Consider the following 24,156-nt stretch of genomic DNA (forward strand, 5'->3'; position numbering starts at 1 on the left):
GACTCGCAGGGAGGTAGAAAAGCGCCGGGCGGGTTTTTGAGGCCCGCCCGGCTGGGATTTACATCTTCTTGTAGGCGTCGACGATGGCGGCGCCATCGGCACCGGTCTTCTTGACCCATTCTTCAATCATCGTGGCGCCGATCTTCTGCAGGCCTTCCTTCAGGGCCGGGCTCGGCGGCTGCACCTTCATACCGTTCTTGGCAAGGTCGGCCTTGGCGGATTCGGACTCGACAACCGAAACGTCCCAGCCGCGCTTCTCGGCGACGGCAGCGGCATCCAACACGGCTTTCTGCGTGGCGGCGTCCAGCTTCTTGAAGGCGTCCACGCTGGCGAACACCATGTTCTTCGGCAGCCAGGCCTGCGTGTCGTAGTAATGCGTCAGGCTTTCCCAGACCTTGGAATCACGGCCAGTCGCACCCGATGTCATCATGGTATCGACCACGCCGGTCGCCAGCGCCTGGGCCAGTTCGGCCACCTGGATGGTCACCGGCTGGGCCTGCACCAGTTCGGCGATGCGCGAGGTTGCCGGGCTGTAGGCGCGCCACTTGACGCCCTTCAGATCCTGCACTGTGTTGATGTCTTTCTTGGAGTAGATGCCCTGCGGCGGCCACGGCACGACATACAGCGCCATCATGCCCTGATCGGCCAGCTTCTTGTCGATCACCGGCTTCTGCGCCTTCCACAGCTTGGCGGCGTCGGGGACGCTGGTGGCGAGGAAGGGCACGCCATCGGCGCCGAAGGTCGGGATTTCATTCTCGATGTTGACCATCAGTACTTCGCCGATCTGCACCTGACCGGTCTGCACGGCGCGCTTGATTTCCGGCGCCTTGAACAACGAGGCACCCGGATGCACGGTGATCTCCAGCTTGCCGCCAGACATCTTTTTCACATCCTCGGCAAACTGCACCATGTTCTTGGTATGGAAGTTGCCGGCGGGATATGCGCCCGGCAGATCCCATTTCGTCTGCGCCGAGGCGCCAGCGCTGACCAGCGCAACGCCGAACACGGCGGCGGAAAGCCACATCTTGCGAGTCATTTGAATATTCTCCCCGTTGAACCGATGCGCCCAGGGCATGAAGCGTGGCGCGCATCAAATTAGTTTGTCATCGTATGACCGGTTTTGGCAAGGCCAAGGCGCCCGGAAAACAGGCTGGCGCCGAAACGGGCAGGGTGATTGCGGATAGACCTGCACCGCACCAATTTTGCACCATTCGTATCCGCATCATCCGTGTGGAACCCCATGCCGGCGGCCGTTGATGGCCGTCTGTTATTCTCCAGTGCTGTGACAGTGCTCGCATTGCGCGTCGCAGCAGCAATTGGCACTGCCGTCCCGGACCGGCTATGGTGCCGGCCGGACAGCGAAACGGGCCGTGATGACAGCCGCACTGGATCAGAGTACCGCGCCGCAGACGCCTGATGGCGCTATCCGCCCGGCCTCATGGCGGGCGCGCTTGTCCTGGGCGATGTTCGACTGGGCCAACCAGCCCTATTTCACCGTCATCACCACCTTCATTTTCGCGCCCTATTTCACCGCCAAGGTGATCGGCAATTCCGTCGATGGTCAGTCGCTGTGGGGCTTCACCCAGGCCTTCTCGGCGGCGCTGGTGGCGCTGGGTGCGCCGTTTCTCGGCGCCATCGCCGATGCCGGCGGCCGGCGCAAACCCTGGCTGTTCGTGTTCCAGATCCAGCTCGCCTTCGGCTGCGCGCTGCTGTGGCTCGCCCAGCCGGGCCAGCCGCAGCTGCTGCCGCTGGTGATCCTCGGCCTGGTGCTGGCCAATATCGCGGCCGAATATTCGATCATGTTCAACAATGCCCTGCTGCCGGCGCTGGAAACGCCGCGCCATGTCGGGCGGCTCAGCGGCCTGGGTTGGGGCATGGGCTATATCGGCGGCCTGATCGCGCTGTTCGGCGTGCTCATCGTGTCGCAGCCTGAACTGATCGGCATCACGCCACCGCCGGGCGAGGCCTTGCTCGGCCTCAAGCGCGACGCCTTCGAGGCCGAGCGCATCATCGGCCCGGTGGCGGCGATCTGGCTCGGCATCTTCGTGATGCCGATGTTTTTGTTCACGCCGGACCGCCCGGGATCGGGCCGGCCTTTCCGTGCGGTGGTGCGCGACGGCATCGGCCGCGTGGTCAACACCGTGCGGCACATGCGGCAGTATCGCAACCTGCTGCGCTTCCTGATCAGCTATATGATCTACTACGATGGCCTGGTGGCGGTGATCGGCTTCGGTGGCATCTATGCCGCCGGCATCTTCGGCTGGGGCACCACGGAACTTGGCCTGTTTGGCATCGTGCTCAACGTGATCGCGATTCCGTCCGTCATCCTCGGCGGCTGGCTGGAAGACCGTTGGGGCTCCAAACGCGCCGTGCAGCTCGCCATCATCATCGTCGGCCTTGGCACCTTCGGCATTCTGTCGATCAGCGCGACCGGCGTGCTGTTCGTGATCGAGGTGGCGCCGCGCGTGGCCGGCGCCGGGCTGTTCTCATCGGCGGGCGAGCAGGTGTTTTTCCTCTGCGCTGCGCTGCTGGGCCTGGGCATGGGCACCATGCAGGCGGCCAGCCGCACCCTGGTGGCCCGGCTGTCGCCGCCCGACATGGTGGGCGAATTCTTCGGCATCTACGCGCTGTCGGGCCGCGCCACCACCTTCCTGGCGCCGCTGCTGATCGGCATCGCCACGGCGGTGTTCGCCACGCAACGCATCGCCGTCATCGTGATCCTGGTGTTTCTCGCCGTCGGCTTCGCGCTGCTGTGGAAAGTGGAGGAGCCGGCGCGTGAGTAACGCGCCGGCGATCCGTCACGCCGTTTTGGCGAAAGGCCGCTGCGGTTTCTCGCGGCCGGCCAGTGCCAGTTCGGCCTCGTGCATGTAATCGCGGGTGATCGGCAGGGTGTCGAGCTGCTTGGTCAGTTGCACCTGGAACACCATCTGGCCCCAAAGCCGGAAGGTGATTTCCGACGCCGCCAGATAGAACTCCCACATGCGGCAGAAGCGCTCGTCATACAGTGCGCGCGCCTTGTCCCACTGCGCCATGAAACGGGCCCGCCAGTGCCACAGCGTCTCGGCATAATGCAGCCGCAGGATTTCCATGTCGGTGACCCAGAGCTGGCTCTGCTCGATCACCGGCATCACTTCCGACAGCGCCGGGATATAGCCGCCGGGGAAGATGTATTTGCGGATGAAGGCTGGTGTCACGCCAGGGCCATCCGAACGGCCGATCGAATGCACCAGGGCGACGCCGCCGTCTTTCAGCAGGCGGCGGATGCCGTCGAAATATTCCCGGTAATGCGGCACACCGACATGCTCGAACATGCCCACGCTGACGATGCGGTCGAACTGCCCGTCCATCTTGCGGTAGTCGACCAGCTCGAAGCTCACCCGGTCGCTCAGGCCACGCTCCTGGGCGCGACGCTGGGCAATCGCCAGCTGTTCCTCACTCAGCGTAATGCCGGTGACATGCACGCCGCAGGTCTCGGCCAGATATAGCGCCAGCCCGCCCCAGCCGCAGCCGATTTCCAGCACGCGCATGCCGGGCTGCAGGTTCAGCTTGGCCGCGATATGCCGTTTCTTGGCCAGCTGCGCCTGCTCCAGCGTGGTGTCAGGCGTTGGGAAATAGGCACAGGAATACTGCTTGTCGGTATCGAGGAAGAGATCGTAGAGCCGGCCGTCGAGATCGTAGTGATGCTGCACGCGGCGGCGGGCAGTGTCTTCGGGGTTGAACTGGTACCACAGCCGCATGGTGCGTTCGAAAATCCGCTGCAGGCCCGAGAGCGGCAGCGTGCCATGGACACCGAGATTGCGCACCACCAGGGCGAGGAAGTCGTAGATCGTGCCTTTTTCCAGCACCAGCTCGCCATCCATATAGGCTTCGCCGACCGCCAGTTTCGGATTCAGCGCGATGCGCCATGCGGTGCTCGGCTTGGTCAGCCGGATCACCACCGTATCGGGGCCCGCAGGCTCACCGAAATGCCGCGTCTCACCGCGATGGTTGATCATCGTCAGCGAACCGGCCTTGATCACCTTGCTAAAGACATAACCAAGAAGCATGCGGAATCTCCAACTCAAAGAGATAACGCCCCATCCCGGTATTCATATTGGCGCGCAGCCCCATGCCCGGCAAGAGGGCATTTGAGGCGCATTCCACATCCGTCTGTGCTGTATATCCGGATGGTTGGGTAGGCTTCGGTCTAATTCCCGGGCCAGTTCTCGGCCCAGGCGATGCCCTGCTTCTGCATCATGCGCTGGAAGGCCGGGCGGGTGTAGGTGGCGCCGACCACGCGTTCGATATTCGCCCACTGCCACATCGGCTTGCTCAGGAAGCGGCTCCAGCGCGTCAGCATGGCGAGATAAATGTCGCACAGGCTGAAACTTGATCCCAGCATATAGGATGCTGTTGGTCCGATACCGTCATCCAGCACCTGGAAATTGCGGTAGAGCCTGGCTTCGGCCTGGGCCTTGAGCGCGGCCTGGCCCGCAGCATCGGCAAAGGTCCAGTCCGGGTGGAACCAGTCGATGAATCCCACCTGCAGGGTGTTGGTCATATAGGTCAGCCACTGGTAATAGCGGCCGCGCAGTTGCATCCCCACCGGCGGCGACAGCTGCGCCTCGGGATGCAGGTCGCTGAGATACTGGCAGATCGCGACGGTCTCAAAGATCGCGAAGCCGTCATGCACCAGCGTCGGGATGCGACCGTTCGGGTTCAGCGCCTTGTAGGCGGCCTGTTCATGCTGCTTGCTGGCGATATCCAGCTTCACCATCTCGTAGGGCGCACCGATTTCTTCCAGCACCGCCTGGGGTGCCATCGCCGCCGTGCCCGGGGCCCAGTAGAGCGTGTACATGATCAATGCCGGAAATGGCGCATGCCGGTGAAGACCATGGCCAGCCCGGCCTTGTCGGCGGCATCGATCACCTCCTGGTCGCGGATCGAACCGCCCGGCTGGATCACGGCGGTGGCGCCGGCCTCGACCAGCACTTCCAGGCCATCGGCGAACGGGAAGAAGGCATCCGAGGCCGCCACCGATCCCTTGGTCAGCGCGTCGCTCAGGCCGGCGGCCTTGGCGGCATCCTGGGCCTTGCGATAGGCGATGCGGGCGCTATCGACACGGCTCATCTGGCCGGCGCCGATGCCCACGGTGGCACCGTTTTTGGCGTAAACAATGGTGTTCGACTTCACATGCTTGCCGACGCGGAAGGCAAACAGCATGTCGGCCAGTTCCTGCGCCGTGGGCGCACGCTTGGTCACGACTTTCAGGTCGGTCTCGGTGATGCGGCCGGCGTCCCGCGTTTGCACCAGATAGCCGCCGGCGACCGATTTGACGAACCAGCCGGCCGCCACCGGATCGGCCATGCCGCCGGTGATGAGCAGGCGCAGGTTCTTCTTCGCCGCGAGAAACGCCTTGGCATCCTCGTCGGCTTCCGGCGCCACGATCACCTCGGTGAAGATGGCGCCGATTTTCTCAGCCGTCGCCTTGTCCAGTTTGCGGTTCATGGCGACGATGCCGCCAAAGGCCGAGGTGGAATCGCAACGCAGCGCCGCATCCCAGGCACTGCTGAGACTGTCAGCCATCGCCACGCCGCAGGGATTGGCATGCTTGATGATGGCGATCGTCGGCCTGTCGGCGAATTCCGACACCAGCTCGAAGGCCGCGTCAGTATCATTTAAATTATTATAGCTGAGTTCCTTGCCCTGCAGCTGCTGCGCGGTCGCCACGCCCGGGCGCTTGTCGCCGGTCACATAGAACGCCGCCTGCTGGTGCGGGTTCTCGCCATATCGCAGCGTCTGCTTGCGCTCGGCCGAGACCAGCAGGGTCGGCGGGAAAGCCTCGCCATTCTGGCGCGCGAACCAGGTGGCGATCATCGAGTCATAGGCGCCGGTATGGGCATAGGCCTTGGCGGCCAGTTCGCGGCGCAGGCCGAGCGGCGTGGCGCCGTTATTGGCCTTCAGCGCGTCGAGGATTTTGCTGTAGTCGGCGACATCGACCACCACATTGACGAAACCGTGATTCTTGGCTGCCGAGCGGATCATCGCCGGACCGCCGATATCGATATTCTCGATGCAGGTGGGGAAATCGGCGCCCTTGGCGACCGTGGCGGCAAACGGATAGAGATTCACCACCACCAGGTCGATCGGCGGGATGTTGTGCTTGTCCATCGCCGCCTTGTGCTCGGGCTCGTCGCGCAGCGCCAGGATGCCGCCATGGATGGTGGGGTGCAGCGTCTTCACGCGGCCATCCATCATCTCGGGGAAGCCGGTATGCTCGGCGACTTCTTTTACGGCCACGCCGGCATCCTTCAGCGCCTTGTAGGTGCCGCCGGTGGACAGGATCTCGATGCCGAAGCCGCTGAGCGCCTTGCCGAACTCGATCAGGCCGGTCTTGTCGGAAACGGACAGCAGCGCACGGCGGACGGGAATGAGATCGACGGATGACATGGGCGGGGGCCTCGGGCAGGCAGAGAGGGATGGGCGGCAGGGCTATAGCATGCCAATGCTACGCGCAAAAGCGGTGTAAAATCGGTCTTAAACAAGGACTTGCGGGGTTTGTGCGGGGCCCCGATCCATGCTAAACGAGGCCCCCATGCGATCCTATCTCGAATTCGAAAAGCCAATCGCCGAACTTGAGGCGAAAATCGCCGAGCTGAAGCAGCTCAGCGATCAGGGCAACAGCGACATTGCCGATGACCTGGAGCGGCTGGAGGCCAAGGCGGCCCAGCAGCTGCAGGCCACCTATGCCAAACTTGGCGCGTGGCAGAAAACCCAGGTGGCGCGCCACCAGGACCGCCCGCATTTCGCCGACTATGTCGCCGGCCTGGTGCAGGATTACGTGCCGCTCTGCGGCGACCGTGCCTTCGCCGAAGACGGCGCCATCACCGGCGGCATCGGCCGCCTGCGCGGCCGCGCGGTGATGATCATGGGCCACGAAAAAGGCCGCACCACCGAAAGCCGCCTCAAGCACAATTTCGGCATGGCCAAGCCGGAAGGCTATCGCAAGGCGATCCGCCTGATGCGCATGGCCGACCGTTTCCGCCTGCCGGTCGTCACACTGGTCGATACCGCCGGCGCCTATCCGGGCGTGCAGGCCGAGGAGCGCGGCCAGGCCGAGGCGATTGCGCGCGCCATCGACTGCTGCCTCGACATCCGCGTGCCGCTGGTCGCCGCGATTGTCGGCGAGGGCGGTTCGGGCGGCGCGGTGGCGCTGGCGGCGGCCAACCGCGTGCTGATGTTCGAACACGCGATCTATTCGGTGATCTCGCCCGAAGGCTGCGCCGCCATCCTGTGGAACGACAATTCCAAGGCGCAGGATGCCGCCGAGGCGCTGCGCATCACCGCCGAAGACCTGCTGAAGCTGAAAGTGGTGGACGAGATCGTGAAGGAGCCGCTCGGCGGCGCCCATCGCAATCCGGCCCAGGCGATTGCGGCGCTTGGCGACGCGCTGGATGCCAATCTGCGCAGCCTCGCCGGCCAGGAACCGGGTTCCTTACGCGAAGCGCGCCGGCGCAAATTCCTCGATATGGGTTCAAACGGGCTTTAATCAGCTCTGATCACGGCTAAGTCGCTGATTGTGCAGGCCCTGCTTGGGCCGGTTGGCCGCCGATGCGATCCAATCGCGCGCCAAGTCGATCCCATTGCAGGCCAAGTGAAGCCAATTGGATCCGATACGATCCCATTCGATCCGATGCGATCCGGTTCGATCCAGTCTGGTTCGGTACTCAGATAGACGATGTCCAACAGCAGCGCAGAACAGATGGCGCTGCGTACGGCACATTCAAGATATACCACATCATGCCCGCGCAAGCGGGCATCCAGGCGTCGGCTGGACTGGGTCCCCGCTTTTGCGGGGACGACGGTTTTTTTTATGATGCGATGAAATCCCGCACCAGCGGCGCGATCTCGGCGGCGTGGTCCTGCGCGAAGCTGTGCGTACCGCCGGCGATCACCTGCAGCCGGCTGTTGCGCAGCAGGCGGGCGAGATGCCGGCCGACCGCCAGCGGGCTCACCGTATCGGCATCGCCCCATAGCAGCAGCGATGGCTGCGCGATGCTGGCGATCTCGGCTGTATGGTCGGCGCGCGCCTCGGTGATCCAGGCGGCGGCCTGCGGGTATTCGGCGCGATAGGCCGGGCGCCAGTCGCTGGCGCCAAAGCGCATCACGTCGATGCCGCCGCTGGCCGCCGTCAGCACCAGCCTGTGGACCTTCTGCGGATAGAGCAGGGCCAGCCGCAGCGCGAAGATGCCCCCCATCGACTGCGCCACCACCACGTTGCTGCCGTCGTGCAGATGCGCGGCGGCATGGGCGGTGAGCGCTTCCAGGCTGTCGAAGCCGGGCCGGTGCTTTTCATGGCCCAGCCCGGGCCAGTTCAGCCGCGTCTTGGCATAGGTGTCGGGCAGCAGGTCTGCCAGCGGCTGCCAGAATTCAGCAGAGCCGCCGGCCCCGGGCAGGAAGAGAAGATGCGTCATGCCCCTAGAATTATCATCGATCTTCCGGGGCGCCGATGTTTAGATTGTCCCGATTGATACCCTGGAGGATGCGCAGAGATGGTGGTCGGTCTTGCCCTTGCCGCCGCCTTTCTGCTCGGCCTGGCCCTGGTGCTGGGGCAGCAGGGCCTGCGCCGCATCGAACCGCTGACCGGCGCGGCCATCAGCCTGCCGAGCGCCACCGCCATCCTGTGCATTCTGTTTGCGCTGCGCTTTGACCCTGCCGCATGGCACAGCGAGGCCGCGCTGTATTTCGCGCTCAGCGGCATGCTGTTTCCCGCCGCCGTCACCCTGCTCGGCTTCGAAGCCAACCGGCGTGTCGGACCGGTGCTGACCGCCAGCATCGGCAATCTCTCGCCGGTCTTCGCCGTGGCGCTGGCGGCAATCCTGCTGGGTGAACTGCCGCGGCCGCTGCAATGGATCGGCCTGCTGGTGATCGCGGCGGGGCTGCTGGTGCTGCTGCGCGCGCCGCGCACGGCCGGCACCGTGCACGGCCCGCTCTGGCTGGCGATGGGCTGTGCGGTGCTGGGCGCGGCGATCCGCGGCTTCGTGCAGCCGATTGCCAAGCTCGGCCTCGCGCTGTGGCCCGATCCGCTGGCGGCCGCTGCCATCGGCTATGTCGTCTCGGTCACCATGATTTTCTCGGCCTGCCTGCTGCTGCGCCGGCCGGTGCTGCAGTTGCGCCGGCCGGGCGCGGCCTGGTTTGTCGGGCTGGGCCTGTGCAACGGCGCCGCCGTGCTCTGCATGTTCGCAGCACTGGGCAGCGGCGAGGTCGCCGTGGTGGCGCCGCTGGTCGCCACCTTTCCGCTGTTCACGCTGGTGATCGGCTGGATCGCGCTGCGCCAGCGCGAGAACCTGCCCCGCATGCTGATCGGGGCAGGCCTCACGGTGATCGGCGTGATCTGCCTGGTGACGACGGTGGCCTAGGCGATCTTGCGCAGCTCGGCCGAGGGCAGGTATTTGCTCGACCAGATCGCCTCCACCGGTGCCACCTTCGCCAGGTTATAAGCGCCGGCAATCGTGGCGATGGCGCGCTGCAGCCGGGCCGGGTCGATGGCGCCGAGACCGAGCTGCTTGCCTTCCGCCGTCTTCACCTGGTTGTCGATCACCCATTGCAGGCGTTCCTGTTCGATGTCGTGCTTGAGCAGCGCATCGGCCTTCAGCAGTGAATCCGTCACCGCCTTGGGGTCTTTCATCGCATCCTGCCAGCCGCGGCACACCGCGCGGCACAGGCCGGGAATCGCGGCCTCGTTGTCTTTCAGGAATTTGCGCGAGACGACCACCGAGTTGCCATAGAAATCCAGGCCGTGATCGGCATAGAGCATGATCGAGACATCCTCGCGCTTCATGCCGAGGCTCTTCAGGTTGATCCACACGGTGGAATCGAAGCCGGTGACGGCATCCACCTCGCGGCGCATCAGCTGGCTTTCGCGCAGGCGCAGATCCACGTTGTTGAACTTCACGCTGGCGGGATCGAGGCCGTTGGCCTTGAAGAACACCGGAAACAGCTTGTAGGCGTTGTCGGTCAGCGGCCCGCCGACGGTCTTGCCCACCAGGTCGGACGGCTTGGAAATCTTCGCGGTCTTCCAGCTGATGATCGCGGCTGGCGTGATCTTGTAGATGTTGAACACCGCGAGCGGCACCTGCTCGGGGAAGCTGGCATAGAACTCGCCCAGCGAGGTGAGGTCGGCGAAGCTGACATCATAGGTGTTGGACGACACGCGCTGCAGCGCATCGGCGCCGGCGGCGGGGTCCATCGCGGTGATCTCGATACCCTCGGCGGCGAAGTAGCCCTTCTCCAGCGCGTAGATGAAGGGCGAGTTGGTGCCGTTACGCGGCAGGTTGAGCGAGAATTTCACCGCGGTCTTCGCCGTGGTCTGGGCGAAGATGCGCTTGGGCGTGAAGGCGGCGGCAGTGCCCAGCGCGGTGGCGCCGGTGCCTGCCAGCATTGCGCGACGGGTCAGGTGGAAGCGGGTTGCGGTCATGGGAAGGCGCCCTTTTGGCTTGTGATTGTATGCACGAGCCTAGAATGAGCCTTGTTTTGCGTCACGCAATTTTATTGCGTGAATTTTGGGCAGATGCCCGAGTCCGCGGCAGGGCGCGTTAACGGCTACAGCCGTCATCCCCGCGCCCGGCGGCCTTGCCGCCTGAAAGAAGCGTCACCCTCGGATTTATTCCGAGGGTCCATCTGTGCGTTCCGATGCGCGGATGGTTGGGATGGACCCTTGGCCAAGAAGATCTTCTTGGGCCCAAGGGTGACGGTTTGTGGTGTGGGGTACTCGCGCCGGGCACTCTCTCACTTCCAGTGCGGCGGCCAGGTCTTCTGCATGATCGGCAGCGCCTTCATGCGATCCATCCAGGCGCCCACTTTGGGGCTGAAGATATCGGCGGGAATCGCCTCGGGCTTGCGCAGCTGGAAGCGGCCGATGATGGCAAGATGCGGATACAGCGTGTAGTCGACCACCGAGACCGCGCTGCCATTCACATAGTCGCCGGCGATCTGCGGTTCCCAGTTGGCGATTTCGGCCTTCACATCGGCCACGGCCGCGGCCAGTTTCGCCGCATCGGCCTTGTCCGGCGGTGCGAACACGGCGCCGAACAGCTCGCCCACCTTGGTGCCCACATCGTCGTCGGCCTCGCGGATCATGCGGCGCTGCCCGGCGCGCTCGCGCAGGTCTTTCGAAAACAGCGGCGCCTGCGGCCAGCGCTCCTCGACATATTCCATGATGGCGGCCGATTCGCGGATGACGAAATCATCGTCCACCAGAGTGGGCACGCGCTGGCGCGGGTTGAGCTTTGTATAGTCCGGCGTCCTGAGGTCGCCCTCGCTGAAGGACAGCACCTTCAGCTCATACGGCACCTGCTTGTGTTCCAGCGCGAGCCAGACGCGCCAGGCATAGGCCGAGCCGGAACCGTAATAGAGCGTGACGGACATGATGGTGTTTCCCTCGGACTGAGTTTGCGTCGACTTGAGAAAGGGCGGTGGTGGGGATGAGTCAAGCCACCATGCCCATAAAGTGAAAGTCGTCACCCTCGGATTTATTCCGAGGGTCCATCTGCGCGTTCCGATGCGTGGATGGTCGGGATGGACCCTTGGGACGAGCCCAAGGGTGACGGCCTTTGCTGTTTTCTATACTGGCCGTTTCAGCACCATCTGGGTGCCGAAGAAATGCATCACGGTGTCGCCCGCCTGGTTCTCGATCCAGTATTTCATTTTCACGATGCCGCGGTCGGGCTTGGATGCGCTTTCGCGCTTGTCCTCGATGCTGGCGCGGCCATAGAGCGTGTCGCCCGGCCGCACCGGCATGAACCAGCGGATCTCGTCCAGCCCCGGCGATCCCATGCTGCCCTTGCCGAGCAGGCCGGCATCCAGCAGCATGCGGAAGCCGAGCAGCGCGGTCTGCCAGCCGGATGCGATCAGGCCTTGATACGGCGAGCGCTCGGCGGCCAGCTTGTCGATATGGAAGGGCTGCGGATCGTAGGTGAAGGCAAAGGCGAGGATTTCGGGTTCCGAAATCGTGCGGCCATCGGCGCGGATGATCTCGCCCACCGTGTAATCCTCAAACCAGCGTTCGCTCTTGCTCATCGGGCCTGACTCTTCTTGGCTTAGACAACCATGTTGCGGAAAAAATCCTGCACATCGGCGACGAAAGCCTCGGGCTGTTCCATCGCCACGAAATGGCCGCCGCGCTCGAGATCGTGGCGATGCGTCACGTTATAGCCGCGTTCCAGCCAGCCTTTCGGCGGCGGTGGCACCAGATCCCAGGGCGGCAGCAGGAAGCCGGTGGGGCTGCGCACGAATTCGCCGGGCTTGAGCGCCATGTCGCCGGAGCGAACGGCGGCGTAATACATCCAGGTTGAGGTGGTGGCCGTATCGGTCAGCCAGTAGAGCGCCACATTGGCGATCAGGTGGTCGAGATCGAAGGGCGGGCCCTGCTCCGCCGGGGCGCGCGGGAAGCCGTGGAATTTCTCGATGAACCAGCCGGCCAGGCCAGCCGGGCTATCGCTCAGGCCATAGCCGAGCGTGGAAGGCTTGGTGCTCTGGATGGCGAAATAGCCGGCCTCGCTGGCATAGAGCTTTTTGGTATGGGCGACCCATTCCTTCTCGCCGGCGCTGAGCGGCGCGGAGTCCTTGGTCAGCGGCGGGCGCAGCGGCACCATGTTGAGATGCAGCGCGGCGGCATGATCGGCATAATCGGCGCCAAGCCAGCTGGAGACGATCGAACCCCAGTCGCCGGCCTGCACCAGGAAGCGGCTGAAGCCCAGCACCTCCACCATCAGGTCGCGCCACAGTCTGGCGATGGCGCGTGGCGCGATCGGCTTCTCCAGCGGCATCGAGAAGCCATAGCCCGGCAGGGTGGGGCAGATCACGGTGAAGGCGTCTTCCACCTTGCCGCCGGAGCGTTCGGGGTGTGCCAGCTTCTCGATCACGTCGATGAATTCCAGCACCGAGCCGGGCCAGCCATGGGTGAGCAGCAGCGGGCGCGGTGAGTCTCCTGACCCCGGCTCGATCAGGAAATGAATCGTCTGCAGCGTGCCGGTATCGGGCCGCTTGAGCTGCACGCGATACTGCAGGAAGGCATTCAGCCGCGCTTCCCACTGGCGCCAGTCGAACTGCGTCTGCCAGTGCCCGATGAAGCGGCGCATATAGGCGCCGTTGCTGCCATATTGCCAGGCGGCATCGGCGGGCTCGGCGGGAAACCGCGTGCGCGCCAGCCGCTGCTTGAGGTCGGCCAGTGCCGCCTCGGGGATTGCAATGGAGAATTTTTCCGCCGCTGGCGCGAGGCGCAGCATGGTCAGCTGCGCTTCAGGGTGGCGGTCAGCATGCCGGCGCCGATCAGCATGGCGCCGCCGGCGCGGTTCATGGTCTTCAGCACGCGCGGGCTGACGATGCGGTTGCGCGCCTGTCCCATCATGGCGATCCAGCAGCCCTGGATGCTGGCGGCCAGCACATTCATCGTCAGGGTCAGCACCGCCACCTGCGGCCAGAGCGGCCGGGCCGGGTCGATGAACTGCGGCAGGAAGGCGGCGAAGAACAGGATGCCCTTCGGATTCAGCAGCGTGACGATGAAGGTCTGCAGGATGGCATCGCGCGCGGTGGACGCGCCGGCACTGACCGGCGTCAGGTCCATCGGTGGCGCGCGCCACAGCTTGATGCCGAGCCAGAGCAGATAGGCGGCGCCGATCCATTTCATCGCCGTGAAGGCTTCAGCCGAGGTGGCGAGCAGGGCACTGAAGCCGAGCATGGACAGCGTGATGGCGCAGATGTCGCCCAGCGTGACGCCGATCAGGCTGAGCGCGCCGCGGCGCGGCCCGCCGGCCATGGTATGGCCCAGCACCATCAGCGTGGTGGGGCCGGGGATCAGGATCATCACGGTGGCGGCGGCGGCGAAGGCGAGCCAGAGTTCGGGGCTGACGGGCATGCGGTTCCCTCTTGTATGCGATGAGCGAGCCACAGAATACTCGCCTTGGCAATATGCGCCGTTGCAGGTATTGGGATTTATCGAGAGTTCAGAAAAGGCAATCTGATGAAGTCGGCTCTTCTTGTGGTAATTGCTGTGATGATCTCGACCGTTTCCGCTATGGCACAGGGCCGATGGATCGAATTTTCGCCCGCTCAGAGCTGGGTTGGTTTTGATCCGCCAGGTATTTCGGCCTTTCCGACGCGAAGCGAAGAATGGGTCAGCCCGGGCAGCCCCAGTCGAAACAGCCGCAGTGTCAGGTATTTCTTTAACAGCAGTGGCGGCAATGATGCCTATGCCCATATTCGCCTGACAGTGGCCGCATCCGGATATGTCATGCGAGGGCCTGTGGATTTTAGCGGCAACTTGCCATTCTATTATGGTGAATTGAATCTATGGCATATCGATTGGGTCGACCTGCAGCACCTCAATGCATCCTCCCCATTGGGACTGATTGAGTATCGCCGTTTTAACGTCATGGGGAATTCATGCGTGGCATTTGGCGGGCTTTTCGGCCGCGGCTCTCCCAACCCTGAATTTAGAACCGGCGGCGAAACGCTTATGGGCTATTACTGCGCCATCAGGGGCTATACGCTTTCCGAAGCCGATGTCCAACTGGTGCTGTCGCGCCTGTCTATTGAGGGACTAGGCAAGGCTCAGGGGGCATCGCCACCGCAATTTATAGTCACTCATGTGCCGGTCGCGCCTGTATCTGCGACATCAACAGAAAATGTCCTCTCAGTGATTGTGTCATGGCAGGGACGGCCAAGTCCGCTGTCGGGGACACTGACGGTTGAACCGGATAAGACGGGGGCGCGGCTGGAGGTGCATTTGCCCGATCAGGAGAAAGCTTGCCCTGGCATTTCATTGCTGGGAAGTAATGGCCGTGGCAGATGGAACGTCGAGTGCCCGGATGGCACCACCGGCAAGGGCAGTTTCCGTCCGAATACCATAAACGGTGGCTATATCGGTGAAGGCATCGACAACAAGGGGGCGCGTATTTCCTTCGCCATAGAAGGCAGGCGCTGGCCCTAGCCGTCCAGCCCTTCCACCGCCAGCGCGGCATAGGTCGCCAGCCAGTGTTCGCCGCCGTAGTCGCCGCTTTCGAGAAACGGCAGGCTGGCGGCTTCATGCGCGGCGGCCGATTGCAGCAGGCCCGACTGGTCGCCCGGCAGGCCGTCGGCGATGCCGCGCAGGCACCAGGCGCGGCTGAGATTCAGGCCATCGAGATGCACGCCCTTGGCGTCCGCGCGATCCGCCACGATGGCGGGTCTGAACACGGTTGTGGCATTGGGCAGGAAGCGGTTCCACCAGGCGGCAAAGTCGGTTTGCGGCATCAGCTCGGCGATCAGCAGCGCCTCGACCAGGCCGCCGGAGAGGAAATCGTCGCCATTGGGTTCGTAATGCGCCGGATAGTCGACATCGGCGCGGAAGACGCGCTCGGCATAGGCGGCAATCGCCGGTGTCAGCGTCGGCTCGTCGGTGATGCGCGCATAGTGCAGCGCCAGCAGCAGGCCGAAGGCCGTGTTGAAATGGGTGCCGACGCGGATCGGGTAGGTCAGCTTGTCCATATAGGCGGGAAAGCGCGCGACGATGCGCTGCTCCAGCGGCCTGAGCGCCGCGCGCCAGCTGGCTGCCTGCGGGTGATCCCACAATGCGAGTTCGGCGCTCAAGGCCAGCAGCCAGCCCCAGCCATAGGGCCGCTGCCAGGTGCCGCGGCCCGGCGCATCGAGATAGGCCGCTTCGCCTGCGCCAGCCTCGGGGGTGAAGAAGCGCGCATAGAGCGCGAGCGCCTGCGGCGCGGCGGCGAGATCGGGATGGCGGCGCAGGCAGCGCGTCAGCAGCCACCAGCCATGCACGCAGCTATGCCAGTCGTAACTGCCCCAGAAGATCGGATGCAGCTTGTGCGGCGGCTGCATGTCGTCCGGCCCATGAGCGAAATGTGCCAGGCTGTTGGGGTATTCGGTGGCGAGATTGCGCAGCGGCAGGGCTGCGAAACGTTCGGCCTGGGCGAGGGTGAGCGTGGTCATGCGGGGATGATGGCACAGTCATCCGTCACAACAAAGACCGTCACCCTCGGGCTTGTCCCGAGGGTCCATTCCCATTGCGGCTTGGTCATAACCGGACAGGACCGGCAGATGGATCCCCGGGACAAGCCCGGGGATGACGGCTTGTTAAAGGGCCGTCACTTGCCGTGGCAGTATTTGTATTTCTTGCCCGAACCGCAGGGGCAGGGCGAATTGCGCGGCGTCGCCTTCCAGGTCGATTCATCGTTGGGGTCGACGGTGACGGCTGCGCGCGACTGCGACACCGGGCGCGCCGGCAGGGCGTCGTCGTCGCTGCCGCCTTCCAGCGCCTCGCCGCGGCTTTCATGCATCGGCACCGAGGGCCGCGCAAACAGGTCGGCCGGCGGTTCCTCGGCGCGCACCTCGACACGGGCGAGGATGGATGTCACCTGCTCGCGCACGCGGGTCAGCATCTGCTCGAACAGCGAGAAGGCCTCGCGCTTGTATTCGTTCAGCGGATCCTTCTGCGCATAGGCGCGCAGCCCGATGGCCTGGCGCAGGTAGTCCAGGTGATGCAGGTGTTCCTTCCAGGTCTGGTCAAGCACCTGCAGCAGCAGGCTGCGCTCGACCATGCGCATCACATCGGGGCCGAAATTGGCGGCCTTCTCGGCCATGCGGCGCTCCACCGCATCGAGCAGCCGCTCGCGGATCTGCTGCTCGGCGATGCCCTCTTCCCTGGCCCAGTCGACGATCGGCAGTTCCATCGAGAAGATGCGCGCCACTTCCGCCTGCAGGCCTTCGGCATCCCACTGTTCGGCATAGGCGCGCTCGGGGATATGGCGGGTGACCAGGTCGTTGACGATCTCGTCGCGCATGTCGCCCACCGTGTCGGCGACATTGTCGGCGCTCATGATGTCGATGCGCTGCTCGTAGATGACCTTGCGCTGGTCGTTCATCACATCGTCGAATTTCAGCAGGTTCTTGCGGATCTCGTAGTTGCGCGCCTCGACCTTCTGCTGCGCCTTTTCCAGCGCCTTGTTGATCCAGGGATGGATGATCGCCTCGCCCTCTTTCAGGCCGAGCCGCTGCAGCATGCTGTCCATGCGCTCGGAGCCGAAGATGCGCAGCAGGTCGTCTTCCAGCGAGAGGAAGAATTTCGACGCGCCCGGATCACCCTGGCGGCCGGAACGGCCGCGCAGCTGGTTGTCGATGCGGCGGCTTTCATGGCGCTCGGTGCCGATCACATAGAGGCCGCCGGCAGCGCGCACCTTGTCCTTCTCCACCGCCACTTCGGCGCGGATCTGCGCCTCCATCTTGGCCTTCAGCTCGCCCTCCATGCCCTGGGTTTCCTGCAGGATGCGCATGTCGGCATTGCCGCCGAGCTGGATGTCGGTGCCGCGGCCGGCCATGTTGGTGGCAATCGTCACCGCGCCAAGCCGGCCGGCCTGGGCGACGATGAAGGCTTCCTGGTCGTGGTGGCGCGCATTCAGCACGTGATGCGGAATGTTTTTCTGCTTGAGGAAGTCGGACAGCAGTTCCGATTTCTCGATCGATACGGTGCCGACCAGCAGGGGCTGGCCCTTTTCGCGGCATTCGCCGATCAGGGTAACGATGGCGTCGTATTTCTCGCGCGCCGAACGATAGACCTCGTCATCGCCATCCAGGCGGGCGACCGGCACATTGGTCGGGATCTCGACCACTTCCAGGCGATAGATGTCGGCGAATTCGGCGGCTTCCGTTGAGGCCGTGCCGGTCATGCCGGCCAGCTTGGGATACATGCGGAAGTAATTCTGGAAGGTGATCGAGGCCAGCGTCTGGTTCTCGGTCTGGACGGCCGCGCCTTCCTTGGCTTCCAGCGCCTGGTGCAGGCCATCGGAATAGCGGCGGCCTTCCATCATGCGGCCGGTGAATTCGTCGATGATGATGACCTTGTCATCCTTCACGATGTAATCGACATCGCGGGTGAACAGCACATGGGCGCGCAGCGCCTGGTTGGCATGGTGGACGACGGCGATATTCTCGATGTCGTAGAGCGAGTCGGATTTCAGCAGGCCGGCGTCGCGCAGGATTTCCTCGATATGCCCGGTGCCGTTCTCGGTGAAGTTGACCGAGCGCTGCTTCTCGTCCTTCTCGTAATCCTCGGGCACCAGCTGCGGGATCAGCGCATTGACCTTCACATACAGGTCGGTGGTGTCTTCCGAAGGGCCGGAGATGATCAGCGGCGTGCGCGCTTCGTCGATCAGGATCGAGTCCACTTCATCGACGATGGCGAAGCTGAACGGGCGCTGCACCATGTCCTCGCGACGGAACTTCATGTTGTCGCGCAGATAGTCGAAGCCGTATTCGTTGTTGGTGCCGTAGGTGACGTCGCAGGCATAGGCCGCGCGGCGTTCGCTATCGTCCAGGCCGTGCACGATGACGCCGACGCTCAGGCCGAGGAAGCGATAGACCCGGCCCATCCATTCGGCGTCGCGGCGGGCGAGGTAATCGTTCACGGTGACGACATGCACGCCGTTGCCGGGCAGCGCGTTGAGATAGACGGCCAGCGTGGCGACCAGCGTCTTGCCTTCGCCGGTCTTCATCTCGGCGATGCGGCCATCATGCAGCACCATGCCGCCGATCAGCTGCACATCGTAATGGCGCTGGCCCAGCACGCGCTTGGCGGCCTCGCGCACCACGGCAAAGGCTTCGGGCAGCAGGTCGTCCAGATCGGCGCCCGGCTTGCCATCGACGCCGGCCAGGCGCTGGCGGAATTCAGCGGTCTTTGCCTGCAGCTCGGCATCGCTCAGGGGGGCCATCTGGGCTTCCAGGTCGTTCACCGCCTGGACGGACTTCAGGTAGCTTTTGACGGCACGGTCGTTGGCCGAACCGAACAGCTTCTTGGCGATCGCGCCGAACATCTATGCCGTACCCCTGGGAAATGCGCTAAATCCGCGTCGCGCAACGAGAACCGGCGCAACGGAAACCGGGGCATTAGATATGCATTGCCCCCCTCCATGTCAACGAAGCGGCCCTGCGGCATAACTCCGCCGAATCGGCCAAAAAACGACTGGCCCAGACGGGCAGCCCGGCCGCATTGACCCGCGGCAATTCAAGGGGTTACATCGCCCATCCATCGAAAGGCCTATCCGTGTCCGCTGCCCCGCTGCCCCCCCAGACTGTTCCCGATGCCGTGACCCTGGCCCAGGCCCTGATCCGCTGCCCGAGCGTGACCCCGGCCGACCAGGGGGCGCTGGGCGTGCTGGAGGCGGCGCTGACCCCGCTGGGCTTCCGCTGCGAGCGGCTGAAATTCTCGGCAAACGGCACCCCGGATGTGGAAAACCTCTATGCCCGCTGGGGCGAGGGCGAAACCAATTTCTGCTTCGCCGGCCATACCGATGTGGTGCCGGTGGGCGATGCCGGCGCCTGGACGGCCGATCCCTTCGGCGCCGAAATCCGCGACGGCCAGCTCTATGGCCGCGGCGCCACCGACATGAAATCGGCGATTGCCGCCTTCGCCGCCGCCGCCGGCCGCTTCATCGCCGCCCGGCAGGGCAAGATTCCCGGCGGCATCAGCCTTCTCATCACCGGCGACGAGGAAGGCCCCGCCATCAACGGCACCGACAAGGTGCTGCAATGGCTGGCGCAGAAGGGCGAAAAGCTCAGTGTCTGCGTGGTGGGCGAACCAACCAACCCGCTGCGGCTGGGCGAGATGATGAAAATCGGCCGCCGTGGCTCGCTGACCGCGCGGCTGACCGTGCATGGCGTGCAGGGCCATGTCGGCTATCCGCATCTGGCCGACAACCCGATTCCGAAACTGCTCGATATCCTCGCCGCGCTGAAGGCGCGTCGCCTCGATGCCGGCAACGCGCATTTCGAGCCGTCCAATCTGGAAATCACCACCATCGATGTCGGCAATCCCGCCAACAACGTGATCCCGGCCAATGCCAAAGCCGTGCTGAACATCCGCTACAACACCGAGCAGACATCGGGCGGCCTGAAAAGCTGGATCACGCGCACCTGCGAGGCGGTCTGCGGCGGCCAGGGCGAAAACCGTGCGCTGCTCGGCACGCGCTTCGACCTGGTGCTGGAAGACGGCGCCAAGCCTTTCCTCACCGCACCGGGGCCGTTCGTCGCGGCGATGGCGGAAGCGGTGAAAGCGGGCACCGGGCGGATGCCGGACTTGAGCACGACGGGTGGCACCTCGGATGCGCGTTTCATCCAGGCCTATTGCCCGGTGGTGGAATTCGGCCTGGTTGGCCAGACCATGCACAAGGTCGACGAACGGGCCGGCGTCGAAGATATCCGCGCGCTCTCCAAAGTCTATGAAGGCATGCTGCAGCGGTTCTTCGATGGCCTTGCCGCATAAGGCCGAGATCCTCTCTGCCCTGAAGGGCCTCGGCCTGCTGCTGCGCGGCGATGGCCGCGCGCTGCTGTATTACGACCTGTCGCTGGATGGCTTCTGGCGCAGCTTCTGGCTGCCACTGCTCATGCTGGTGGCCTATGCGCTGCTGATGCGGCCCGATGCCGTTGAGCAGGCCTATTGGGGCGACGACACTACGGCCTTCGCGCTGGTGCAGGTGGTGAAATTCGCTGTCGCCTGGGCGGCCTATTTCGCGCTGATCGCCGGGCTCAGCCGGCTCTATGGCCTGGGCCAGCGTTTTGCCGTGTTTGTCGTGCTCTACAACTGGGCCCAGGGCATCACCACGGCGGCGACGCTGCCGATCCTGGCGGCCAGCACCTGGGGTCTGCTGCCGGCCGGCACGCTGGGTGGCTGGAGCACCGCTTTGCTGCTGGCCTGGCTTTACATCGTCGTGCGCATCGCCCGGCTCGGGCTGGGGGCGCCGCTGCCGCTGGCGCTGGCCGCCGCGGCACTCGACCTGATGGTCAGCCTGCTGCTGCATCGTTTGGTTGATCTGCTGTCCTGAACCGGCGCTTTCCCCTACGGCGTTTACCATACCGGCGAATCGGCGGATTTCAGGGCGAATCCATCGCCCGGCTGGACTTGTGGGATGCATCACGGCAGGGTAGGCGGCAGCGAATCAGATCGCCTGCGGCAGGCCGCCCCACACGGCTGCAGATAGGAAGACAGTATGGACCAGAGTTTGCGCCAGAAGCTGATCGGCATGGTCGAGGATGCGCGCCGCCTGCGCGCGGTGCTTGCCGCCGATGGCAGCCTGTTCCAGGGCTATAACGAACAACTGCGCAATCTGCACAACACCCATGCCAAGACACTCGCCGATATCGTCGATGCCAAGGGCTGGCCGGGCCGGATGCTGGTGGGCGAGGATGGCGCTGCCGCCGCCTGGATGATCGTGCAGCAGGCCATCGGCCTGCCGCGTTTCATGCGCGCCTGTCTTGAAGTGATCGAGGCCGCCGCCGCCAAGGGCGATGTGCCGCGCTGGCAGGTGGCGCTGCTCACCGACCGCATCTGCTGGCTCGAAGGCCGTCCGCAGGTTTACGGCACGCAGTTCGACTGGGATGCCAATGGCGAGTTGAGCCCGGTGCCGATCGCCGATGAAGCAACCGTGGATGCGCGCCGCGCGCTGGCCGACCTGATCCCGCTGGTCGACGGCATCCGCCAGCGCCGCACCGAGGCCAAGCAGAATGGCGAAAGCGCGCCGCCGGCCAACGAGGCCGCCACGCGGCGCAGGGATTTCGACGACTGGGCCAAGGCTATCGGCTGGCGCAGCTAAAGCTGCGCCGGGGCGATTGGTTGGCGCAGCTGACGCTGCCTCAGTAATCCACCTGCATCAGGCACAGGCCTTCGGGCGGCGCGGTCGGCCCGGCCGCGCGGCGGTCGGCCTTTGCCAGCGCCGCACTCACATCATCGGCGCTCCAGCGGCCCTCGCCGACCAGCTTCAGCGTGCCGACCATGATGCGCACCTGGTTGTGCAGGAAGCTGCGCGAACTGGTGGTGACATGAATCTCGTCGGCCACGCGCGCGACGCGCAGGGCATCCAGCGTGCGGAGCGACGACTTCGCCTGGCATTCGGTGGAGCGGAAGCTGTTGAAGTCGTGATGGCCGAGCAGGCGCTGCGCCGCCACATGCATGGCGTCTGAATCCAGCGGCACCGGCACATGCCAGACCTGGCCGGCTTCCATCGCCGGCGGCGGGCGGCGGTTGAGGATGCGGTAGAGATAATGCCGCGCCGTGGCCGAGAGCCGCGCGCTGAAGTCGCTGTCGACAATGGCGGCATCCAGCACGGCGATGCGGTCTTCGCGCAAGTAAAAGTTCAGGCCATCGCGCAGCTTGTCGGGTGTGAAATCGCGGGCGAGATCAAAATGCACCACCTGGCCGCGCGCATGCACGCCGGCATCGGTGCGGCCGGCCACCACGGTTTCCACGCTCAGCTCGCCGCCGCAAATCGCCTGCACGGCGGTCTCGAAGGTCTGCTGCACGGATGGCATGTCGCGCTGGCGCTGCCAGCCGGCGAAGCGGCTGCCGTCATATTCGAGCGTCAGGCGATAGCGCGGCATGGCTTAAAAAAACGCGCGGATGCCCGGATCAAGTCCGGGCATGACAAGTCTTATAAAGGCGTCACCCTCGGGCCCAAGAAACTCTCTTGGCCGAGGGTCCATCCCAACCATCGGCGCATCGGAACGCGCAGATGGACCCCCGGAATAAATCCGGGGGTGACGGTTTGTGCTGGTGGCCTTAACCAAGCCGCGCTCCCAGGAGAGATGTACCTTGGGGCAGCGGCAGGCCGTGCAGGAAATCGGCAATCGCCACGGCGGATTTGCTCGGGCGCTGCAGTTTCAGCAGCTTCAGCGCACCGTCGCCACAAGCAACCGTGCCGGCATCGTCGATCATCGTGCCGGGCGTGCCGGTGGCACTTACAGGCTCGCAGGCCAGCAGCTTGATGCGCTCGCCGTTCAGCTCAAAGGTCGTGCCGGGGCCGGGATTGAGCGCGCGCACCATGCGGTCGATCTCGGCGGCAGGTTTGGTCCAGTCGATGCGGCCTTCGTCTTTGCTGAGCTTGGCGGCATAGGTGACGCCGTCGGTCGCCTGCGGCTGCGGCCGGATTGTGCCGGCGGCAAAGTCATGCACCGCGCGCACCATCAGCGGCGCGCCGACGCGCGCCAGGTCGTCATGCAGCTGGGTGATGGTCATGCGCGGGGTGATCGCCACGGTCTCGCGCAGCAGCACCGGACCGGTATCGAGGCCGACATCCATCTGCATGGCGCAGACGCCGGTCTCGGTATCGCCGGCCAGGATCGCGCGCTGGATCGGTGCCGCACCGCGCCAGCGCGGCAGCAGCGAGGCATGCAGGTTGAAGCAGCCGAGCCGGGGCGCATCCAGAATCGGTTTGGGCAGCAAAAGACCATAGGCCACCACCACGGCGGCATCGGCCTTCAGCGCGGCGAAGTCGGCCTGCGCCTCCGGTGTCTTCAGGCTGACCGGGTGGCGCACCGTCAGGCCATGCTGTTCCGCGCAGGCCTGCACCGGCGAGGGGGTCAGCTTCTGGCCGCGGCCGGCGGGACGCGGCGGCTGGCTGTAGACGGCTGCGATCTCGTCACCGGCCTTGAGGAAAGCCTCCAGCACCGGCACGGCGAAATCCGGCGTGCCCATGAAGACGAGGCGCAGCTTACTCATGGGAACGAGGTCATGGAATTTTATCCGGCTCAGCCGGCTTCGGCGAGGCGCTTCTGCTTCAGCAGCTTGCGCAGGATCATGTTGCGCTTAAGCGCCGACAGGTGATCGACGAACAGCACGCCGTCGAGATGGTCCATCTCATGCTGAAGACAGACCGCGAGGAGTCCCTCGGCATGCAGCTCCTGGCTGTTGCCGTCGCGGTCGAGATAGCTGACCTTCACCTCGGCCGGGCGCTCCACCTCGGCATACTGTTCCGGCAGCGACAGGCAGCCCTCTTCATAGAGCTGGTCGTCATCCGACACCCAGGTGATTTCCGGGTTGATGATAAAGAGCGGCTGCCGCGCGTCGCCCTCGCGCGAGACATCGATCACCAGCATGCGCTTGGCGATGCCGACCTGGATGGCGGCCAGGCCGATGCCGGGCGCGGCATACATGGTCTCCAGCATGTCATCCAGCTGCTGGCGCACCGCGTCCGTCACCGCTTCGACCGGGGTCGAGACGGTTTCCAGGATCGGGTCCGGGGCAACAATGATCGGCAACTGGGCCATAGCTTAAAATCCGTGATAATCCGGGCGTGAAATAGGCTGCGGGCTGGCAGTCCGTCAAGCCCGCTGTTATTTAACGTTCATGCCCATGGATAT

The 24,156-nt window shown here is 64.6% G+C and carries 23 protein-coding genes; 8 read left to right on the forward strand and 15 right to left on the reverse strand.

What is annotated here, in order from left to right; all coding sequences use genetic code 11:
* Positions 1–58: 58 nt before the first annotated feature.
* Entirely contained in the window at positions 59–1,036 is a 978-nt protein-coding gene (locus AAG799_RS06035; RefSeq protein ID WP_341894901.1) for a TRAP transporter substrate-binding protein, read from the reverse strand.
* Positions 1,037–1,080: 44 nt separating this feature from the next.
* Between AAG799_RS06035 and AAG799_RS06040 the strand changes: the two genes are divergently transcribed.
* Together AAG799_RS06040 and AAG799_RS06045 are read left to right on the forward strand one after the other, a co-directional pair.
* Entirely contained in the window at positions 1,081–1,257 is a 177-nt protein-coding gene (locus tag AAG799_RS06040) for a hypothetical protein (RefSeq protein WP_341894902.1), read from the forward strand.
* 116 nt (positions 1,258–1,373) lie between these two features.
* Entirely contained in the window at positions 1,374–2,783 is a 1,410-nt protein-coding gene (locus AAG799_RS06045) for an MFS transporter (RefSeq protein WP_341894931.1), read from the forward strand.
* Positions 2,784–2,798: 15 nt separating this feature from the next.
* On the opposite strand, the gene AAG799_RS06050 is transcribed toward AAG799_RS06045, so the two are convergent.
* From AAG799_RS06050 to purH, 3 genes are all read right to left on the reverse strand, one after another.
* Entirely contained in the window at positions 2,799–4,046 is a 1,248-nt protein-coding gene (locus AAG799_RS06050; RefSeq protein WP_341894903.1) for a cyclopropane-fatty-acyl-phospholipid synthase family protein, read from the reverse strand.
* Between the two features lie 140 nt (positions 4,047–4,186).
* Positions 4,187–4,837, reverse strand: a complete 651-nt coding sequence (locus AAG799_RS06055; protein WP_341894904.1) for a glutathione S-transferase family protein — start codon at positions 4,835–4,837, stop codon at positions 4,187–4,189.
* Between the two features lie 2 nt (positions 4,838–4,839).
* On the reverse strand, positions 4,840–6,429 hold the full coding sequence (gene purH / locus AAG799_RS06060; RefSeq protein ID WP_341894905.1) for a bifunctional phosphoribosylaminoimidazolecarboxamide formyltransferase/IMP cyclohydrolase: 1,590 nt from the start codon (positions 6,427–6,429) through the stop codon (positions 4,840–4,842).
* A 145-nt stretch (positions 6,430–6,574) separates the two neighbouring features.
* Between purH and AAG799_RS06065 the strand changes: the two genes are divergently transcribed.
* Positions 6,575–7,528 (forward strand): acetyl-CoA carboxylase carboxyltransferase subunit alpha, encoded by a 954-nt coding sequence (locus AAG799_RS06065; protein WP_341894906.1) that lies wholly within the window; start codon positions 6,575–6,577, stop codon positions 7,526–7,528.
* 322 nt (positions 7,529–7,850) lie between these two features.
* Here the strand turns inward: AAG799_RS06065 and AAG799_RS06070 are convergent, their stop codons facing one another.
* Positions 7,851–8,453, reverse strand: a complete 603-nt coding sequence (locus tag AAG799_RS06070; RefSeq protein ID WP_341894907.1) for an alpha/beta hydrolase — start codon at positions 8,451–8,453, stop codon at positions 7,851–7,853.
* Positions 8,454–8,531: 78 nt separating this feature from the next.
* Here AAG799_RS06070 and AAG799_RS06075 point away from each other — a divergent pair, with 78 nt between their 5' ends.
* Complete coding sequence (locus tag AAG799_RS06075) at positions 8,532–9,398, forward strand: DMT family transporter (RefSeq protein ID WP_341894908.1); 867 nt, start codon at positions 8,532–8,534, stop codon at positions 9,396–9,398.
* Here AAG799_RS06075 and AAG799_RS06080 read toward each other — a convergent pair.
* From AAG799_RS06080 to AAG799_RS06100, 5 genes are all read right to left on the reverse strand, one after another.
* The gene (locus AAG799_RS06080; protein WP_341894909.1) at positions 9,395–10,456 is read right to left on the reverse strand and encodes an ABC transporter substrate-binding protein; all 1,062 of its coding nucleotides are present in this window, start codon (positions 10,454–10,456) and stop codon (positions 9,395–9,397) included. The genes AAG799_RS06075 and AAG799_RS06080 overlap by 4 nt on opposite strands.
* 311 nt (positions 10,457–10,767) lie before the next feature.
* Complete coding sequence (locus tag AAG799_RS06085; protein WP_341894910.1) at positions 10,768–11,406, reverse strand: glutathione S-transferase family protein; 639 nt, start codon at positions 11,404–11,406, stop codon at positions 10,768–10,770.
* Between the two features lie 195 nt (positions 11,407–11,601).
* A complete protein-coding gene (locus AAG799_RS06090) occupies positions 11,602–12,057 on the reverse strand; it encodes a MaoC family dehydratase (RefSeq protein WP_341894911.1) in 456 nt (151 codons plus the stop codon).
* Positions 12,058–12,077: 20 nt separating this feature from the next.
* On the reverse strand, positions 12,078–13,265 hold the full coding sequence (locus AAG799_RS06095; RefSeq protein ID WP_341894912.1) for an epoxide hydrolase family protein: 1,188 nt from the start codon (positions 13,263–13,265) through the stop codon (positions 12,078–12,080).
* 2 nt (positions 13,266–13,267) lie between these two features.
* Positions 13,268–13,894 carry a LysE family translocator gene (locus AAG799_RS06100; protein WP_341894913.1) on the reverse strand — a complete coding sequence of 209 codons (627 nt, stop codon included), beginning with the start codon at positions 13,892–13,894 and terminating at the stop codon, positions 13,268–13,270.
* 105 nt (positions 13,895–13,999) lie between these two features.
* Here AAG799_RS06100 and AAG799_RS06105 point away from each other — a divergent pair, with 105 nt between their 5' ends.
* A complete protein-coding gene (locus AAG799_RS06105) occupies positions 14,000–14,968 on the forward strand; it encodes a hypothetical protein (RefSeq protein ID WP_341894914.1) in 969 nt (322 codons plus the stop codon).
* Here the strand turns inward: AAG799_RS06105 and AAG799_RS06110 are convergent.
* Together AAG799_RS06110 and secA are read right to left on the reverse strand one after the other, a co-directional pair.
* Entirely contained in the window at positions 14,965–15,963 is a 999-nt protein-coding gene (locus AAG799_RS06110; RefSeq protein ID WP_341894915.1) for a DUF2891 domain-containing protein, read from the reverse strand. The two genes, AAG799_RS06105 and AAG799_RS06110, sit on opposite strands and share 4 nt — an antisense overlap.
* A gap of 155 nt (positions 15,964–16,118) precedes the next feature.
* Positions 16,119–18,839 (reverse strand): preprotein translocase subunit SecA, encoded by a 2,721-nt coding sequence (gene secA / locus AAG799_RS06115; protein ID WP_341894916.1) that lies wholly within the window; start codon positions 18,837–18,839, stop codon positions 16,119–16,121.
* Between the two features lie 230 nt (positions 18,840–19,069).
* Here secA and dapE point away from each other — a divergent pair, with 230 nt between their 5' ends.
* From dapE to AAG799_RS06130, 3 genes are all read left to right on the forward strand, one after another.
* A complete protein-coding gene (gene dapE, locus AAG799_RS06120; protein ID WP_341894917.1) occupies positions 19,070–20,287 on the forward strand; it encodes a succinyl-diaminopimelate desuccinylase in 1,218 nt (405 codons plus the stop codon).
* Positions 20,271–20,846 carry a hypothetical protein gene (locus tag AAG799_RS06125; protein ID WP_341894918.1) on the forward strand — a complete coding sequence of 192 codons (576 nt, stop codon included), beginning with the start codon at positions 20,271–20,273 and terminating at the stop codon, positions 20,844–20,846. Before dapE ends, AAG799_RS06125 begins: the two co-directional genes overlap by 17 nt.
* Before the next feature lie 165 nt (positions 20,847–21,011).
* A complete protein-coding gene (locus AAG799_RS06130) occupies positions 21,012–21,614 on the forward strand; it encodes a DUF6624 domain-containing protein (protein ID WP_341894919.1) in 603 nt (200 codons plus the stop codon).
* A 40-nt stretch (positions 21,615–21,654) separates the two neighbouring features.
* Here the strand turns inward: AAG799_RS06130 and truA are convergent, their stop codons facing one another.
* From truA to def, 3 genes are all read right to left on the reverse strand, one after another.
* Entirely contained in the window at positions 21,655–22,398 is a 744-nt protein-coding gene (gene truA / locus AAG799_RS06135; RefSeq protein ID WP_341894920.1) for a tRNA pseudouridine(38-40) synthase TruA, read from the reverse strand.
* Between the two features lie 178 nt (positions 22,399–22,576).
* The gene (gene fmt, locus AAG799_RS06140) at positions 22,577–23,506 is read right to left on the reverse strand and encodes a methionyl-tRNA formyltransferase (RefSeq protein ID WP_341894932.1); all 930 of its coding nucleotides are present in this window, start codon (positions 23,504–23,506) and stop codon (positions 22,577–22,579) included.
* Positions 23,507–23,544: 38 nt separating this feature from the next.
* The gene (def, locus tag AAG799_RS06145; protein WP_341894921.1) at positions 23,545–24,063 is read right to left on the reverse strand and encodes a peptide deformylase; all 519 of its coding nucleotides are present in this window, start codon (positions 24,061–24,063) and stop codon (positions 23,545–23,547) included.
* Between the last annotated feature and the right edge of the window lie 93 nt (positions 24,064–24,156).

Source organism: Ferrovibrio terrae (genome assembly GCF_943371255.1).
Classification (GTDB): domain Bacteria; phylum Pseudomonadota; class Alphaproteobacteria; order Ferrovibrionales; family Ferrovibrionaceae; genus Ferrovibrio; species Ferrovibrio terrae_B.

Excerpts from the sequence above, each read along its gene's own strand:
- AAG799_RS06035 (WP_341894901.1), bottom strand. The coding sequence starts at position 1,036 with ATGACTCGCAAGATGTGGCTTTCCGCCGCCGTGTTCGGCGTTGCGCTG.
- AAG799_RS06045 (WP_341894931.1), top strand. The coding sequence starts at position 1,374 with ATGACAGCCGCACTGGATCAGAGTACCGCGCCGCAGACGCCTGATGGC.
- AAG799_RS06050 (WP_341894903.1), bottom strand. The coding sequence starts at position 4,046 with ATGCTTCTTGGTTATGTCTTTAGCAAGGTGATCAAGGCCGGTTCGCTG.
- AAG799_RS06055 (WP_341894904.1), bottom strand. The coding sequence starts at position 4,837 with ATGTACACGCTCTACTGGGCCCCGGGCACGGCGGCGATGGCACCCCAG.
- purH (WP_341894905.1), bottom strand. The coding sequence starts at position 6,429 with ATGTCATCCGTCGATCTCATTCCCGTCCGCCGTGCGCTGCTGTCCGTT.
- AAG799_RS06065 (WP_341894906.1), top strand. The coding sequence starts at position 6,575 with ATGCGATCCTATCTCGAATTCGAAAAGCCAATCGCCGAACTTGAGGCG.
- AAG799_RS06070 (WP_341894907.1), bottom strand. The coding sequence starts at position 8,453 with ATGACGCATCTTCTCTTCCTGCCCGGGGCCGGCGGCTCTGCTGAATTC.
- AAG799_RS06075 (WP_341894908.1), top strand. The coding sequence starts at position 8,532 with ATGGTGGTCGGTCTTGCCCTTGCCGCCGCCTTTCTGCTCGGCCTGGCC.
- AAG799_RS06080 (WP_341894909.1), bottom strand. The coding sequence starts at position 10,456 with ATGACCGCAACCCGCTTCCACCTGACCCGTCGCGCAATGCTGGCAGGC.
- AAG799_RS06085 (WP_341894910.1), bottom strand. The coding sequence starts at position 11,406 with ATGTCCGTCACGCTCTATTACGGTTCCGGCTCGGCCTATGCCTGGCGC.
- AAG799_RS06090 (WP_341894911.1), bottom strand. The coding sequence starts at position 12,057 with ATGAGCAAGAGCGAACGCTGGTTTGAGGATTACACGGTGGGCGAGATC.
- AAG799_RS06095 (WP_341894912.1), bottom strand. The coding sequence starts at position 13,265 with ATGCTGCGCCTCGCGCCAGCGGCGGAAAAATTCTCCATTGCAATCCCC.
- AAG799_RS06100 (WP_341894913.1), bottom strand. The coding sequence starts at position 13,894 with ATGCCCGTCAGCCCCGAACTCTGGCTCGCCTTCGCCGCCGCCGCCACC.
- AAG799_RS06105 (WP_341894914.1), top strand. The coding sequence starts at position 14,000 with ATGAAGTCGGCTCTTCTTGTGGTAATTGCTGTGATGATCTCGACCGTT.
- AAG799_RS06110 (WP_341894915.1), bottom strand. The coding sequence starts at position 15,963 with ATGACCACGCTCACCCTCGCCCAGGCCGAACGTTTCGCAGCCCTGCCG.
- secA (WP_341894916.1), bottom strand. The coding sequence starts at position 18,839 with ATGTTCGGCGCGATCGCCAAGAAGCTGTTCGGTTCGGCCAACGACCGT.
- AAG799_RS06125 (WP_341894918.1), top strand. The coding sequence starts at position 20,271 with ATGGCCTTGCCGCATAAGGCCGAGATCCTCTCTGCCCTGAAGGGCCTC.
- AAG799_RS06130 (WP_341894919.1), top strand. The coding sequence starts at position 21,012 with ATGGACCAGAGTTTGCGCCAGAAGCTGATCGGCATGGTCGAGGATGCG.
- truA (WP_341894920.1), bottom strand. The coding sequence starts at position 22,398 with ATGCCGCGCTATCGCCTGACGCTCGAATATGACGGCAGCCGCTTCGCC.
- def (WP_341894921.1), bottom strand. The coding sequence starts at position 24,063 with ATGGCCCAGTTGCCGATCATTGTTGCCCCGGACCCGATCCTGGAAACC.